This is a genomic window from Acidiphilium sp. JA12-A1, assembly GCF_000724705.2.
In the GTDB taxonomy this organism is placed as follows: domain Bacteria; phylum Pseudomonadota; class Alphaproteobacteria; order Acetobacterales; family Acetobacteraceae; genus Acidiphilium; species Acidiphilium multivorum.
Window position 1 is genome coordinate 16,529 of the sequence record NZ_JFHO01000096.1, and the last position, 14,454, is coordinate 30,982.

13 protein-coding genes are annotated in these 14,454 nt (G+C 69.5%); 2 read left to right on the forward strand and 11 right to left on the reverse strand.

The features are described from left to right. Positions 1 to 9: 9 nt before the first annotated feature. Positions 10 to 1,140 carry a GNAT family N-acetyltransferase gene (locus RT91_RS16240; RefSeq protein WP_035188472.1) on the forward strand — a complete coding sequence of 377 codons (1,131 nt, stop codon included), beginning with the start codon at positions 10 to 12 and terminating at the stop codon, positions 1,138 to 1,140. A gap of 155 nt (positions 1,141 to 1,295) precedes the next feature. On the opposite strand, the gene RT91_RS16245 is transcribed toward RT91_RS16240, so the two are convergent. From RT91_RS16245 to RT91_RS16285, 9 genes are all read right to left on the reverse strand, one after another. Further along, positions 1,296 to 1,748: an Rrf2 family transcriptional regulator gene (locus RT91_RS16245; protein ID WP_007423923.1), complete on the reverse strand. Its 453-nt coding sequence runs from the start codon at positions 1,746 to 1,748 to the stop codon at positions 1,296 to 1,298. Between the two features lie 31 nt (positions 1,749 to 1,779). Then, positions 1,780 to 2,790, reverse strand: a complete 1,011-nt coding sequence (locus RT91_RS16250) for an FAD-binding oxidoreductase (protein ID WP_035188474.1) — start codon at positions 2,788 to 2,790, stop codon at positions 1,780 to 1,782. Positions 2,791 to 2,866: 76 nt separating this feature from the next. Then, complete coding sequence (hcp, locus tag RT91_RS16255; protein ID WP_035188475.1) at positions 2,867 to 4,540, reverse strand: hydroxylamine reductase; 1,674 nt, start codon at positions 4,538 to 4,540, stop codon at positions 2,867 to 2,869. Between the two features lie 153 nt (positions 4,541 to 4,693). After that, the gene (locus RT91_RS16260) at positions 4,694 to 5,800 is read right to left on the reverse strand and encodes an ABC transporter permease (RefSeq protein ID WP_007423920.1); all 1,107 of its coding nucleotides are present in this window, start codon (positions 5,798 to 5,800) and stop codon (positions 4,694 to 4,696) included. Positions 5,801 to 5,805: 5 nt separating this feature from the next. Next, positions 5,806 to 6,930 carry an ABC transporter permease gene (locus RT91_RS16265; protein ID WP_007423919.1) on the reverse strand — a complete coding sequence of 375 codons (1,125 nt, stop codon included), beginning with the start codon at positions 6,928 to 6,930 and terminating at the stop codon, positions 5,806 to 5,808. After that, complete coding sequence (locus RT91_RS16270; RefSeq protein ID WP_152982856.1) at positions 6,927 to 8,666, reverse strand: ATP-binding cassette domain-containing protein; 1,740 nt, start codon at positions 8,664 to 8,666, stop codon at positions 6,927 to 6,929. Before RT91_RS16270 ends, RT91_RS16265 begins: the two co-directional genes overlap by 4 nt. Next, a complete protein-coding gene (locus tag RT91_RS16275) occupies positions 8,650 to 9,702 on the reverse strand; it encodes an efflux RND transporter periplasmic adaptor subunit (protein ID WP_082468637.1) in 1,053 nt (350 codons plus the stop codon). Before RT91_RS16275 ends, RT91_RS16270 begins: the two co-directional genes overlap by 17 nt. Positions 9,703 to 9,881: 179 nt before the next feature. Beyond that, positions 9,882 to 10,109 (reverse strand): hypothetical protein, encoded by a 228-nt coding sequence (locus RT91_RS16280; protein ID WP_035188480.1) that lies wholly within the window; start codon positions 10,107 to 10,109, stop codon positions 9,882 to 9,884. Between the two features lie 168 nt (positions 10,110 to 10,277). Continuing rightward, positions 10,278 to 11,165, reverse strand: coding sequence for a LysR family transcriptional regulator (locus RT91_RS16285; protein WP_011942493.1), 888 nt, complete (start codon positions 11,163 to 11,165; stop codon positions 10,278 to 10,280). Positions 11,166 to 11,277: 112 nt separating this feature from the next. Between RT91_RS16285 and RT91_RS16290 the strand changes: the two genes are divergently transcribed. Then, a complete protein-coding gene (locus tag RT91_RS16290; RefSeq protein ID WP_007422187.1) occupies positions 11,278 to 12,777 on the forward strand; it encodes a CoA-acylating methylmalonate-semialdehyde dehydrogenase in 1,500 nt (499 codons plus the stop codon). Positions 12,778 to 12,889: 112 nt separating this feature from the next. Here the strand turns inward: RT91_RS16290 and thpR are convergent, their stop codons facing one another. Together thpR and argC are read right to left on the reverse strand one after the other, a co-directional pair. Next, positions 12,890 to 13,438, reverse strand: a complete 549-nt coding sequence (thpR, locus tag RT91_RS16295; protein WP_011942491.1) for an RNA 2',3'-cyclic phosphodiesterase — start codon at positions 13,436 to 13,438, stop codon at positions 12,890 to 12,892. 55 nt (positions 13,439 to 13,493) lie between these two features. Beyond that, entirely contained in the window at positions 13,494 to 14,444 is a 951-nt protein-coding gene (gene argC, locus RT91_RS16300) for an N-acetyl-gamma-glutamyl-phosphate reductase (protein ID WP_011942490.1), read from the reverse strand. Between the last annotated feature and the right edge of the window lie 10 nt (positions 14,445 to 14,454).

Consider the following 14,454-nt stretch of genomic DNA (forward strand, 5'->3'; position numbering starts at 1 on the left):
TTTTTTTTAATGACACGTGGAACCTTCGATTTCAAGCGCAGCCCGTCGGGCTCCGATCACGATCCGGCCCTGACGGTGGTGGTTGAGGACGATCCGGACATCGCCGCCCTTGGCGAGGAATGGCAGGCGCTGGAGGCGCGGGCCGACGGCTCCTTCTTCACCTCATGGACCTGGATCGCCGCCCTGCTGGCCAATGGTCTCGTCCATCCGCTGGTGGTGCGCGTCGAGGCGGCCGGGCGGCTGGTGGCGATCGGGATTTTCCACCGGCGGGCGAGAGGGTTCTCGCGCTCGCTGAGCCTGACCTCGGTGGACGACCCGGAATACGACGCCCCCTATGTCGAGCATAACGGACCGCTGGTCGATCGCGACTATCCGGAGGCGTCAGGGATCTGGTGGCAGGCGATCGGCCGGCTCGGCGCCAGCGTCGTCTACCTGCCGGGGATCGCGCCGGAGGCGCTGCCCGGCCTGCGCCGGCTCGGCACGGTGCTGGTCGAGCGGCAGCAACCGGCTCCGCGCCGCAGCCTGGCGCCGGTGCGCGCCTGCGGTGGCGACGTCACGGCGCTGATGTCGCCCAACAGCCGAAGGCAGATCCGCCGCGCGATCCGCGCCTGCGAGCAGAGCGGTCCCCTGACGCTCGATCGGGCGACGACGCCGGACGACGCCCGCCTCGCCTTCGCCCGGATGGCGGATCTGCACCGCGCGGGCTGGCGGAGGCGCGGCCAAGCGGGGGCGATGTCACCATTGTTCTGCCGGTTTCATCTTGATGTTCTGGCCCGGGGTGTCGCGGCCGGTACGGCCGATCTGCTGACCGTCAGGGCAGGCGACCGGCTGATCGGCCATCTGTACAATTTCCGCTACGGCCGGACGGTGTCGGCCTATCAGAGCGGCTTCGCCTACGACACGGCTTTGCCGCACGAAAAGCCGGGACTGGTCTGCCATGCGCTGGCAATCCGGCATTATGCCGAACAAGGCCTGGAGATTTACGATTTCCTCGCCGGGGCGGCACGCTACAAGACCAGCTTCGCCGACCATGCGCGGGATCTGGTCTGGCTTCGGCTCGCGATGGGCCATGCGCCGCTGGCATTGATGATCCGGGCGCGGGCGAGGGTGGCGGCGTATCGGGATCGCCGGGATATTTGAAAGAAGATCCTGTCCGGAGAATTTCCACGTCACGCATTCTGATTCCCTGGAAAGCCAATAATCCATTGGAATCATTGAGTGCGTCGTTGTCGTCGCGCGCGCGCGGCATGAACGACCGCGGCGATGCCTTCGGCAGTCCGGTGGCCTGGCCCGCTCTATGTCCCGGCTTCGCTCGACATCGCGAGGCCCAGCCGCCGCATCAGCCTGGGGTTTCCGGGCGAGACGACGTCGGCGAGCGTATAGCGGTCGAACACGCCCAGAAGCGCGTCCCGCGCCTCATTCATCACGGCCTGAAGATCGCAGCACCCGCCGATCGCGCAGCGCCCGCCCTCCTGGCAGGGGACCAGCGCCAGGCCCGGTTCCATCGCCCGGATGACCTCGCCAAGCCCGATATTCGCAGCCGGCCGGGCAAGGCGCATCCCGCCATGCCGGCCGCGGATCGTCTCGACCAGGCCGGCCTGGCCAAGGGCATGCACGACCTTGGTCAGGTGATGATCCGAAATGTCGTACGAAGCGGCGATTTCGGCGATCGACGCCTGGCGTTCCGGCCGCAGGGCGAGGAAGATCAGCGTGCGCAGACCGTAATCGGTGAACATCGTGAGATGCATCTGTCCTCACTATCGCCACGGCCGGTCCGGATCAACGCAGCTGGACCTGCTCGGCGAGTATCTGCGCCTCCGGCACGCCATGCCACCGTGCCGTCGTCACCACCGCCTCGACCAGCTTCGGCGGGCCGCAGACATAGATGTCCGGCGGCGTGGCGGCGTTGGAGAGCCATGAATCGAGCGCTTCGGCCGATGTGCCCGTAAATCCGCTCCAGTCTCCCTCGGGATGCCAGATCGCGGTGGTGATGGTGAGGCAGGGCAGTTGCGCGGCCAATGCCGCAATCTCGTCGGTCGCGAACAGTTCGGCCTCGCGGTTGGCGCCGAAGATCAGGTGGGTTTCCTGCATGTCCTGGAATTCGGCGAGGTGCCGCAGCATCGAGAGCAGTGGTGCAAGGCCGCAGCCGCCGCCCACCAGGCAGCGCGGTCGGGGGCTGGTGTCGTCCAGCACGAAACGGCCGAGCGGGCCGCGCAGCGAGAGCGCATCGCCCGGCTTCGCCTCGGTTCCGAGCCAGGTCGAAAAGGCGCCACCCGGTACCAGCCGGATCAGGAATTCCACCCGCCCGTCCCAGTTCGGCAGGTTGGCCAGCGAATAGGCCCGGCGGATATCGGTGCCGGGGATCGCCACTTCCATGTACTGGCCGGGCACGAAATCCGCGGCCTGCCCGAGTTCGGCATCGGGGCGCAGGCGCAGGGCGAGCGAAACGGCGCTCGCGCCCGCCGGCGCGATCCGCTCGATCACCGCCTCGCGGGTCGGCGCGCGGTGCCGCAGGATCGCCGACTCGGCATAAGGCAAGGCCACCGTCATGTCGGAGGTCGGGCGGCACTGGCAGAGCAGCACGTCGCGGGTGATCGTCTCGCCAGGCTGCCCGCCGGCATCGTGGTCGCCGCTGGCGATTTCGGCGCGGCACAGGCCGCAGCTGCCTTCATGGCACATCGAGGGCAGGAACAGCCCGGCGGCCTCGGCGGCGGCGAGCACGGTTTCGCCCGGCGGGCAGGCGACGTCGAGACTCGCGCCGTCGCGCGTGAGAAGGGTGATGTCGTTCATCGTTCGGTTCCTGGGGTCGATCCCTGGTTCGGATGCGGGGGCCGGGGCGGCGCGTGGCCGTCCCGGCTTGTGGTCGTCAGGCCGCCGCCTTCGGCGCGAGTGCGTCGGCAATGTCGGCCTCGGCCGAGGTGATCGGCCGCACCCCGAAGCGGTTCACCAGAATGTCGAGCAGCGCCGGCGTCAGGAAGCCCGGCAGCGTCGGCCCGAGGCGGACATTGCGCACCCCGAGGGCGAGCAGCGTGAGGAACACCGCCGCCGCCTTCTGCTCGAACCACGAGACCACGAGCGACAGCGGCAGGTCGTTCACCCCGCATTCGAAGGCGCCGGCCAGCGCCTGGGCGATCACCAGCGCGGAATAGGCGTCGTTGCACTGGCCGATATCGAGCATCCGCGGCAACCCGCCGATCGTGCCGAACTCATGCGTGTTGAAGCGGTACTTGCCGCAGCCGAGCGTCAGCACCACCGTGTCGTCCGGCGCCTGTTCGGCGAACTCGGTGTAGTAGTTGCGCCCGGGCGCGGCACCGTCGCAGCCGCCGATCAGGAAGAAATGGCGGATCGCGCCAGCCTTCACCGCGCCGATCACCTGCTCCGCCGCCCCCAGCACGGCCTCGCGCCCGAACCCGGTGGTGACCGTCCTTTCCGGCTCGGTGCGGGTAAAGCCCGGCAGCGCCTTCGCCGCCTGCACCACCGGCGAGAAATCGCCATCGGCGATATGCCGCAGCCCCGGCCAGCCCACCGGCCCGGCGGTGAAGATGCGGTTGCGGTAAAGCGGCTGCGGCTCGATCAGGCAGTTCGAGGTCATCACGATCGGGCCGGGGAAGGCGGCGAACTCGGTCTGCTGGTTCTGCCAGGCGGTGCCGTAATTGCCGGCGAGATGCGAATAGGCGTGCAGCTTCGGATAGCCGTGCGCCGGCAGCATCTCGCCATGGGTATAGACGTTGATGCCGGTATCCTTCGTCGCCTCCAGGATCGCGTGCAGGTCGCGCAGGTCATGGCCGGAGACCAGGATCGCCTTGCCCTCGACCGGCGTGATCCGCACCGGCGTCGGCGTCGGCGCGCCATAGGTGCCGGTATTCGCGGCGTCGAGCGCTTCCATCACGGTGAAATTGACGCGGCCCAGCGCCAGCGCCTCTTCCAGCATCAGTTCGAGATCGACCGGATCGCCGGCCAGCAGGTCGAGCACCCGCGCCACCCCGTCGGCGATCGCCTCGCGGGTCTCGCCCAGCACCTCGGCATGGTGCGCGTAGGCGGCAACGCCCTTGAGGCCATAGAGCAGCAGGGCGCGCATGCCGATCACGTCCTCGCCGACCGCCTCGGCGCCGGCGCGCACGCTGGCGACATTCGCCTGCGCCAGCAGGCCCACCAGCGAATCCGCGGGAATGAACGCGGCGGCGCCACCCAGCGCCTCCGGGGTCTGCTCCGCCCCGCTCGCCGCCTCCGCATAGGCGTCGCGGAGCCGGTCGCGCAGCCGCGCCGCCGTGGCAATCATTTCAACGAAGCGGGCCCGGTTGAAATTCACATTGGTGAGCGTGGTGAACAGCGCATAGAGAATGAAGCTGTCCGCCTCGGCGTCCCGGCGGCCGAGTGCCTGCAGCCGCGTCACATACTGGCCGATGCCCTTGAGCTGATGGATCAGCACGTCCTGCAGGTCCGCGGTCGCCTCGTCCTTGCCGCACACGCCTTTCGGCCCGCCGCAACCCGCTGCTCCCGTCTCGGAGCGCATCGTCTGTTCACACTGAAAGCAAAACATGAATCTGAAATCCCTTCGCTGGTGATCCTCCCGCGCGGGGCCGTCGGGCCGGCGTCAAAAGGCGTATCCGAAATGCCTGTTAAAAAACGTATCCGCCTTGATCTGGATCATGCGGCCGGAAAATCATGTCGCCCGCATCACGCGGGCGCAAAATCATGTCGTGCGCTTGCGGAACAGCCAGGCCGCGAGGCCGAGATTGACCGCGCCGATCGCCGCCATCGGCCAGAACTGGCCGGCGAGCGTGCCGAACCCCGCCCCTTGGAGAAACGCGCCGCGCACGATCACCAGCATGTAGCGCAGCGGGTTGACCAGCGTGATCCGCTCCACCCAGAGCGGCATGTTGGCGATCGGTGTCGCGAAGCCCGATAGGATCACCGAGGGCACCATGAACAGGAACGCGCCGAGCAGCGCCTGCTGCTGTGTGGCCGACACCGCCGAAATCGCGAGCCCCACCCCGGTCACGGCGGTGACGAACAGCAGCAGCCCGACATAGAGAGCCACGATGTTCCCGCGCAGCGGCACGTGGAACCAGAACACCGCCGCGAGAATGATCACCGTGGCCTCGACCATGCCGATCAGCAGCCCCGGCACGCTCTTGCCGATCAGGATGTCGAGCTGTGTCAGCGGCGTCACCAGCAGCTGGTCGAAGGTTCCCGCCTCGCGCTCGCGCGCCACCGAAAGCCCGATCACCACGAGGGTCACCACCTGGGTGAGCAGTGCGACGATGCCCGGCACCACGAACCATTGCGAGCGCAGCGCCGGATTGTAGCGCGCCCGCATCACGAGATGCGCCGGCGGCCCGCGCCCGCCCCGCGCCGCCCGCCAGTCATCGCCGAAGCGGGTGAGGATCGTGTTCGCATATCCCACGATGATCAGCGCGGTGTTGGAATTCCGCCCGTCCACGATCACCTGCACGGGCGCCGCCCGCCCGCTCAGCAGGTCGCGCGTGAAGTGCCGGCCGATCACCAGCACCATCTGCACCGCGCGGGAATCGATCAGCGCGTCGATCCGGTGGTCGCTGTGCAGCGTGTCCGCCAGTTCGAAGGTGGGCGCGCCGAGAAACCGCGCGACCAGTTCCCGCGAGGCCTGGCTGCCATCCTGGTTGTAGATCGCGACCGGCACGCGGTTGAGGTCGAAGGTCGCGGCATAGCCGAACACCATCAGCTGGATCAGCGGCGCGGCGAACAGCACCACGCGGCCCCTGCGGTCGCGCAGGATCGCCTGCAGCTCCTTGATGATGAGGGCGATGATGCGCGCCATCCCGCCTAGTCCAGCCGCTTGCGCGCCAGCGCCCGCGCCAGCCCGAGAAAGATCGCCGCGAGCACGACGAGCGCCGCCGCGTTCGGCAGGATGACGGCCCAGACATCGCCCGCCAGGAATACGGATTGCAAAATCGCAACGAAATATCGCGCCGCCACCACATGCGAGATCGCCTGGACGAAGCCGGGCGTGCTGTGCAGGTCGAACACGAAGCCCGAGAGGATGAAGGCCGGCAGGAAGGTGGTGATCAGCGCGATCTGCCCGGCGACGAACTGGTTGCGCGCCACCGTCGAGATCACCAGCCCCATGCCGAGCGTGGCCAGCATGAACAGCGCGGCGCAGGCGCTGAGCACCACGATCGAGCCGTGCAGGGGCACGCCGAAGAGAAACACCGCGATCGCGACCGAGCCGAGCATCCCGCCCATTCCGAGCACGAAATAGGGCACGAGCTTCGCGATCAGGATTTCGCGCAACGCCACCGGCGTCACCATCAGCGCCTCCATCGTCCCGCGTTCCCATTCGCGGGCGATGACGAGGGCCGTCAGCAGCGCGCCGGTCAGCGTCATGATCAGCGCGATCAGGCCGGGGATCAGATAATGCCGGCTGTTGACCGAGGGGTTGAACCGCACGCGCGGGCGGACATCGAGCGGCAGCGGATCGCGCACCCCCTGCCGCGCCGCCTCCGCCGCGACCCATCCGGCCCACACCTGCTGGACATAGCCCTCGACCAGCCGCGCGGTATTGGCATCGACGCCATCGATGATGACGCCGATCGGCGCGCCGGCCGACCCGCGCGCCTGCCGGCCGAAATCGGCCCGCAGCCAGACGATCCCGTCTACCTTCCGCGCCGCCATCGCCCGTTCGGCCGCCTGGCCGGTCAGGTAGCGGTGCGGTTCGAAATAGCGCGAGCGGTCGAACCCGGCGGCGAAGCTCGCGGCAAGCGCCCCCGGCTGCTCCACCACGATGCCGAGCGGCACCCGCCGCGCATCGAGCGTCACGCCGTAGCCGAACAGCCAGAGCAGGATCGCCGGCAGCAGGAAGGCGATGGCGAGCGCGGACGGGTCGCGCAGGATCTGCAGCGCCTCCTTGCGCATCAGCCCCCGCACCCGCCGCAGCGCCGCGCCGTTCATGCCGCCTTCCCCTCGGCCGCGCCGATCACGGCGATGAACGCGTCCTCCATCGTCGGGTCGGGCCGGGCCGCGTCCGCCGCCGCGGCGCGGATCGAGGCCGGCGTGCCCTCGGCGAGAATGCGCCCCTGCGCCATGATCACCAGCCGGTCGCAATACTCGGCCTCTTCCATGAAATGGGTCGTGACCAGCACCGTCACCCCGGCCTCCGCCAGCGCGCTGATCCGCCGCCAGAAATCCCGCCGCGCCAGCGGGTCCACACCCGAGGTCGGCTCGTCGAGAAACAGGATGTCCGGCTCGTGCATCAGTGACGCGGCGAGGGCGAGGCGCTGCTTGTAGCCGAGCGGCAGGTCGCGCGCGGCCGCCCCGCGCATCGCCTCCAGCCCGAATTCCGCCAGCGCCCAGCCGATCCGCGCCGCCCGCCGCCCGCCGCGCAGCCCATAGGCGCTGGCGAAGAAGGTCAGGTTCTGCGCGACGGTAAGGTCGCCATAGAGCGAGAATTTCTGCGCCATGTAGCCGATCCGCCCGCGCGCCGCCGCCGCCGCGCGCCGCAGATCGTAGCCGGCGACGTCGAGCCGCCCCTCGCTCGGCGGCAGCAGGCCGCACAACATGCGGAACGTGGTCGATTTTCCCGCCCCGTTCGCGCCGAGCAGGCCAAAGATCTCGCCGCGGCGCACCTCGAAACTCACGGCATCGACGGCGGTGAAATCGCCGAACCGCCGCGTCAGCCGCTCCACCGCGATGACGGTCTTCGCCGCCTCGGCCGCCGGCATCGGCGGGGCAGGGGAGGGAGCCGCAGGCGTTGCCGCCCCGCCGCGCAGGCGGAGCAGTTCGTCGACGAACCCGTCCTCGAAGCGCGGCGCCGCCGGCAGCGCCTCGATCCCCGGCGGTCCGCGCCAGGGCGCCGCATCGCTCACCACCCGCACGAAACGTCCCTCGATGACGGTGTCGATCACCCCCGGTGCTGTGGCGAGGGTCGCCTGCAGCCGCCGTCGTTCGCCCTCGGGTGCGGCGACGCGAAAGGTCCGTCCCGCCATCGGCGCGGTGAACTGCGCCGGCGGGCCGTGCGCCAGCAGCCGACCCTCGTGCAGGAGCAACACAGCGCGGCAGCGCGCCGCCTCGTCGAGATAGGCGGTGCTGAACAGCACCGTCACCCCCTCATGCGTGGTCAGCCGGTCGATGATCTCCCACAATTCCCGGCGCGACACCGGATCGACGCCGACGGTCGGCTCGTCGAGCAGCAGCAGCCGTGGCGGATGCACGAGCGTGCAGGCCAGGCCGAGCTTCTGCTTCATCCCGCCCGAAAGCCGCCCGGCCCGCCGCGCGGTGAAGGGGGCGAGGCCGGTCATCGTCATCAGCTCGGCATAGCGTGCGGGCCGTTCCGCCACGGCAACGCCCTGCAAATCGGCGTAGAGGTCGAGATTTTCGCGGACCGTCAGATCCTCGTAGAGCCCGAAGCGCTGCGGCATGTAGCCGATCCGCCCCTGCACCGCGAGCGGATCGCGCCGCACATCGATGCCGAGCACCTCGATCGCGCCGCGATCCGGGCGCAACAGCCCGGCGATCAGCCGCATCAGCGTGGTCTTGCCCGCGCCGTCGGCGCCGATCAGGCCGGTCACCCCGCCATGCGGCACCACGGCGCTGACCGCGTCCACCGCCGCAATCTCCCGCCCGCGGCCGCTGAACCGCCGGCAGACCCGGTCGAGGCGCAAGGCCGGCGTGTCACCGTCCGCCATCATGGTCCGGCAAGCAGCCGGTCGCCCCGGTTGCCGGCGCAGCCTTGTCGATCCGCACCGTCGCCGGCATGCCGAGCCGCAACTGCCCGCGCGGATCGCAGACATAGACCCGTATCCGGTAGACCAGCGCGGTGCGCAGTTCCGGGCTTTCGATGGTTCGCGGGGTGAATTCGGCGGTGGGCGAAATGTACCCGATCCAGCCGCGATACTGCGTGCCGGGAAAACTGTCGGTACTCACCGAGGCCGTCATGCCGGGCCGCAGCCGGCCGAGTTCCGCCTCCGGCACATAGGCGCGCACCCAGAGCGGGGAGGGGAGGGCGATGGTGAACACCGGTGTGGCCGGCGAAGCCATGTCGCCCGGCTCCAGGATCCGGTCCTCGATCACGCCGTCCGCCGGGGCATGCAGCTTCGTCTCGTCAAGGTTGCGCCGGGCGAGGGCGACGGCTGCGGCGGCTTCCCGCCATGCCGCGCGCGCGGCGGCGATGTCCTCGGCGCGCGGCCCCTTCACCGCGAGAAGATAGGCCTGCCGCGCGGCCTGATACTGGTCCCGAGCCGCGCGGAAGGCGGCCCGCGCGTTGTCCCGGTCCTGAAGGCTCGCGGCGCTCTTCCGGCTCAGCGATTCAAGGCGGCGATACACCCTGCCATCGTTGTCGGCCTGCGCCTTCAGGGCGTCCATCGTGGCCTTCGCCTGGGCGATCTCCTCGGGGCGGGAGCCGGCCAGCATCCGCGCGAGCGTCGCCTTCCGGTTCGCCATGGCGGCCTCGGCCTGCGCGAGCGCCGCCGCATAGCTGGTGTCGTCCAGCGTGGCGAGCAGTTCGCCCCGCCGCACCCGCGCGCCTTCCTGGACCGCGATCCGCGTGATCCGCCCGCTCACCTCGAAGGCGGGCATCGTCTCGCGGATATCGACATTGCCGTAGAATGTCATCGCGTCGCTCTTCCGCCCGTCGCCGAGGCGGAGGAGCGCGCCACTGCCCGCGGCGGCAAGCAGCATCACCGCCACGAGAACGAGGCGGACCGGTCGGGACGGCAATTTCGGCAAGTCGCGGCTCCTCGCGATGTGCGATGCTTGTAACGCCGCGATACTGGACGCCGCCCCGCCCCGCCGCATTGATCGGGATCAACGCCGCCGGCCCCACGAACGGCGAAGGCGGATGCGACATCGCCGCATCCGCCTTCCGTTACCCTGCCCGGCCGAAGCCGGTGCGAAGGGTCAGGGCATCAGTTGCCCAGGAACGGGGTGAAGCCGGGGGAGGTCGTCACCGGCGTCTGCGTGCCGGCCGGCGAGCCCACGGTCGCGCTGTTGCCGAACGTCACGGCGCTGTTGCTGTGCGCCGCTTCCGTGGCGATCGGCTGGCTCTGCAGCGGAATCTGCCCGGCCATCGCCGTGCCCGCCGTCATCACCGTGAAACCCGCAAGCGCCGCCATGATCTTGATCGTCTTCGTCATTGCACTTCTCCATGTCGCGGAAGGCTCTTCGGCCGTTCCGTCGGTTTCCGCCGGCAGGGAGCAGCCGGCTTACGGAGATGCAGATGGGTCCTTGTGGCGGTTCGATGAACATGCCCTGTCTCAATATCATTCATGTGCAGAATGTATCGATGCGGGGCTTGCGGCCGCTCAGGGGGCGATGAACCGTCCGCGCGCCGCGCCCAGCCGCTCGCCGATATGCCGGGCCACCTCGCTCACCCGCCTTGTCTTGTGCGTGTCGGGGTGGGCGATCAGCCAGTAGCTCCTGGTAAAGCGCAGGTCAGGCACGAGGCGGCGCAGCTCGGGAAACCCGATGGCCGCGTAATCGTGCAGGATGCCGATTCCATGCCCCGCCCGCACCGCCTCCATCTGGCCGACCACGCTGCCGCATTCGAAATGCCGCCGCATGATCCGCCCCAGCGTCGCCGCGTAGTCGAGCGCGCGGCTATAGGCGAGCTCCTCGACATGGGTGACGAACAGATGCCCGGCGAGATCCTCCTGCCGCCGGATCGGCCCGTGCCGGTCGAGATAGGACGCGGCGGCATAGACGCTCAACGTATAGTCGGTGAGCTTGCGCACCACGAGCCGCCCCTGTTTCGGCCGCTCCAGCGTGATGACGAGATCGGCCTCCCGCCGTGACAGCGAGAAGGTGCGCGGCAGCGGCACGAGCTGGATGGTCAGTTCTGGGTGCCGCGCCGCCAGCGCGCCGAGTTCGCGGGCAAGGAAATAGTTCCCGAGCCCATCCGGCGCGCCGACGCGCACCACCCCGGCCACCGCTTCCGCCGTGCCGGCCAGTGCCGTGCCGACGCGCAGGAAATCCGATTCCGCCCGCTCGGCGGCGAGCAGCAGCGCCTCGCCCGCCCCGGTCAGCGTGCAGCCGCCGGTATGCCGCTCGAACAGCTTCGCGCCCAGTTCCTCTTCCAGCGCCGAAAGCTGCCGCCCCACCGTCGCGTGGTTGAGCCGGAGCTGCCGCGCCGCGCCGAGAATCTGGCCGTGCCGCGCCACGGCGAGAAAAATCCGGATCCGGTCCCAGTTCATCGGGTCAGACGTTATTTCACGCACATCGATGCCGCAATCCTGCGCGTTGATACGCGGAATTCGAAGTGCCAAAGCCGGGTCTGCCATGCAACCAGGCGGAGGAAGTTTTTCCATGTCCACCGAGATCCAGCATTTCATCGACGGTCGTCTCGTCCCCGGCGGCAGCGGCCGCACGGCGCCGGTCTTCAATCCCGCGACCGGCGAGGTCTCCGGCCAGGTGCCGCTCGCCGCGGACAGCGAAGTGGCCGCCGCGGTCGAGGTCGCGCGCCGCGCCTTCCCCGCCTGGTCCGAAACCACGCCGCTGCGCCGCGCGCGCATCCTCAACCGCTTCCTGCACATCCTCGAGGAGCGGATCGACGATCTCGCCGCGGTGATCTCCGCCGAGCACGGCAAGGTGATCTCGGATGCGAAGGGCGAGGTGCAGCGCGGCATCGAGGTGGTCGAGTTCGCCACCGCCGCCCCGCTGCTGCTCAAGGGCGAGGTCACCGAGAATGTCGGCACCAGGATCGACAGCCACTCCGTCCGCCAGCCGCTCGGCGTCGTCGCCGGCATCACCCCGTTCAACTTCCCGGCGATGGTGCCGATGTGGATGTTCCCCGTCGCCCTCGCCTGCGGCAACTGCTTCATCCTCAAGCCCTCCGAGCGCGACCCCTCGGCCGCCCTGCTGCTCGCGCAATGGCTGAAGGACGCCGGCCTGCCGGATGGCGTGTTCAACGTCGTCCATGGCGACAAGACCGCGGTGGACGCGCTGCTCGCCCATCCCGACATTTCCGCCGTCAGCTTCGTCGGCTCGACGCCGATCGCCCGCTACATCTATGAAACCGCCGCCCGCCACGGCAAGCGCGCCCAGGCGCTGGGCGGCGCGAAAAACCACATGATCATCATGCCCGACGCCGACATGGACCAGGCGGTCGATGCGCTGATGGGTGCCGCCTATGGCTCCGCCGGCGAGCGCTGCATGGCGATCTCGGTCGCCGTCCCGGTCGGTGAGGCAACCGCCAACGCGCTGGTCGAGCGCCTCGCCCCCCGCGTGCGCGACCTGCGCATCGGCCCGGGCACCGACCCCGAGGCCGAGATGGGCCCGCTCGTCACCCGCCAGCATCTCGACAAGGTGCGGGGTTATATCGACGAGGGCATCGCCGCCGGCGCCGAACTGGTCGTCGATGGCCGCGATTTCCGCCGCCAGGGCTACGAGAACGGCTTCTTCATCGGCGGCACGCTGTTCGACCGCGTCACCCCGGAGATGAAGATCTACCGCGAGGAAATCTTCGGCCCGGTGCTCTCGGTGGTCCGCGCCGGCAGCTTCGACGAGGCGGCGGGGATGATCAACGCCCATGAATTCGGCAACGGCACCTCGATCTTCACCCGCGACGGCGATTCGGCCCGCGAATTCGCCCATCGCATCCAGGTCGGCATGGTCGGCATCAACGTGCCCATTCCGGTGCCGATGGCGTTCCACTCCTTCGGCGGCTGGAAGGCCTCGCTGTTCGGCGACCACCACATGCACGGGCCGGAAGGCGTGCGCTTCTACACCAAACTCAAGACGATCACGACCCGCTGGCCCACCGGCATCCGCGCCGGCGCCGAATTCGTGATGCCGACGATGAAGTAATGCAGGCTCCCGCCTGACGAAGTGGCGCCGCTCCCGGCGTGACGCAGAACGGCCCGGATCACCGATCCGGGCCGTTTTCATTGCGGCCATCCCGATCCTCGTCAGCCCCCGCTCAGGGCGCGGGGGCCGCGCCGAGTTCGTATTCGACCTCCGCCGTATAGGCCGGATGGTCGTCGCTCAGGTGCGAGCTGAACAGCGTCATGTGACCCACCTCGATCGGCGGCGAGCGGTAGAGATTGTGGCTCTGCACGAATTCGGCGAAGCGCGGTCCCACCGGCAGATCCATCCGTGCCAGCGTCACGTGCGGCGCGTAGCGGCGGCGTTCCGGCGGCAGGCCGATCCGCCGCAGCGCGGTCTCGATCTTCGATTGCAGGTGCAGCAGCGCCGGATTGCGGTCCACCCCGATCCACAGCGAGGTCACCCGGCCGCCCTTCTCGAACCAGCCCGCCCCGGCCAGGGTAAGCGGAAACCCCGGCGCGCGGATCGCGGCGAGCGCGTGATCGATCTCCTCGGCCTGCAGCCGGCTGGCCTCGCCGATGAAGCGCAGCGTCACGTGCATGTTCTGCGCCGGCACCCAGCGCGCGCCTTGCAGGTTGAAGGCGAAGCCCGCCAGGGTCTGCCGGATCTCCCAAGGCAGATCGAGGGCGATGAAAAGGCGCATCGGTTTGCCCTCCTCTCGACGCCCATCGTGGGCGGCGCCGTGCGGCGGGTCAAGATCAGGCGTGCGCCGCGGCGCGGACCTCCCGGTTCGCGTTCAGCCCGAGCATCAGTCCGATATTCTGCACCGCCGCGCCCGAGGCGCCCTTGCCCAGGTTGTCGAGCCTTGCCACCAGCACCGCCTGGCTTTCGGCCTCGTTTTCGAACACGAACAGCTCCATCAGGTCCGAACCTTCGGCCGCCGCCGCCTCCAGCCGCTGCTCGCAGGGCGTCTTGCGGACCACCACCTGCCCGCCGCCGTCATACCGGTCCATCAGCGCCGAGCCGATCTCGCGCGCGGTCGGCCGGCCGGGCAGGGTGTCGAGATGCAGCGGAATCGAGACCAGCATGCCCTGGCGGAAATGCCCGACCGACGGGACGAAGATCGGCCGCCGCGCCAGCCCGGCATGGGCGACGATCTCCGGCAGGTGCTTGTGGTTGAGCGACAGCGCGTAGAGCTCGAAGGGCGGTCCGCCGGCGCTCTCGTGATCGGCGATCATCGCCTTGCCGCCCCCCGAATATCCCGACACCGCGTTGATCGCGACCGGATGATCCTCCGGCAGCAATCCGGCATCGACCAGCGGCCGCAGCAGGGCGATGGCGCCGGTGGCGTAGCAGCCCGGATTGGCGACGCGCGGCGCCGCGGCGATGGCGGCCGCCTGTCCCGGCGCCAGTTCGGCGAACCCGTAGGTCCAGCCGGGCGCGGTCCGGTGCGCCGTGCTGGCGTCCAGCAGGCGCGGGGCGGCGCTGCCCATTCCCTCCACCATGGCGGCGGCCTCGCGCGCGGCCGCATCCGGCAGGCAGAGCACCACGAGGTCCACGGATTCCATCATCGCGCGGCGCGCGGAAGGGTCCTTGCGCATCGCCGGGTCGAGGCTGCGCAACGCCACGCCGGGCATCCGCCGCAGCCGCTCCACTATCTGCAGGCCGGTCGTTCCGGCCTCGCCGTCGATGAACACGCTCCTGGTCATGGCGCAAGCT

Excerpts from the sequence above, each read along its gene's own strand:
- RT91_RS16260 (WP_007423920.1), bottom strand. The coding sequence starts at position 5,800 with ATGGCGCGCATCATCGCCCTCATCATCAAGGAGCTGCAGGCGATCCTG.
- RT91_RS16285 (WP_011942493.1), bottom strand. The coding sequence starts at position 11,165 with ATGAACTGGGACCGGATCCGGATTTTTCTCGCCGTGGCGCGGCACGGC.
- RT91_RS16290 (WP_007422187.1), top strand. The coding sequence starts at position 11,278 with ATGTCCACCGAGATCCAGCATTTCATCGACGGTCGTCTCGTCCCCGGC.
- RT91_RS16270 (WP_152982856.1), bottom strand. The coding sequence starts at position 8,666 with ATGATGGCGGACGGTGACACGCCGGCCTTGCGCCTCGACCGGGTCTGC.
- RT91_RS16240 (WP_035188472.1), top strand. The coding sequence starts at position 10 with ATGACACGTGGAACCTTCGATTTCAAGCGCAGCCCGTCGGGCTCCGAT.
- argC (WP_011942490.1), bottom strand. The coding sequence starts at position 14,444 with ATGACCAGGAGCGTGTTCATCGACGGCGAGGCCGGAACGACCGGCCTG.
- RT91_RS16265 (WP_007423919.1), bottom strand. The coding sequence starts at position 6,930 with ATGAACGGCGCGGCGCTGCGGCGGGTGCGGGGGCTGATGCGCAAGGAG.
- RT91_RS16250 (WP_035188474.1), bottom strand. The coding sequence starts at position 2,790 with ATGAACGACATCACCCTTCTCACGCGCGACGGCGCGAGTCTCGACGTC.
- hcp (WP_035188475.1), bottom strand. The coding sequence starts at position 4,540 with ATGTTTTGCTTTCAGTGTGAACAGACGATGCGCTCCGAGACGGGAGCA.
- thpR (WP_011942491.1), bottom strand. The coding sequence starts at position 13,438 with ATGCGCCTTTTCATCGCCCTCGATCTGCCTTGGGAGATCCGGCAGACC.
- RT91_RS16280 (WP_035188480.1), bottom strand. The coding sequence starts at position 10,109 with ATGACGAAGACGATCAAGATCATGGCGGCGCTTGCGGGTTTCACGGTG.
- RT91_RS16245 (WP_007423923.1), bottom strand. The coding sequence starts at position 1,748 with ATGCATCTCACGATGTTCACCGATTACGGTCTGCGCACGCTGATCTTC.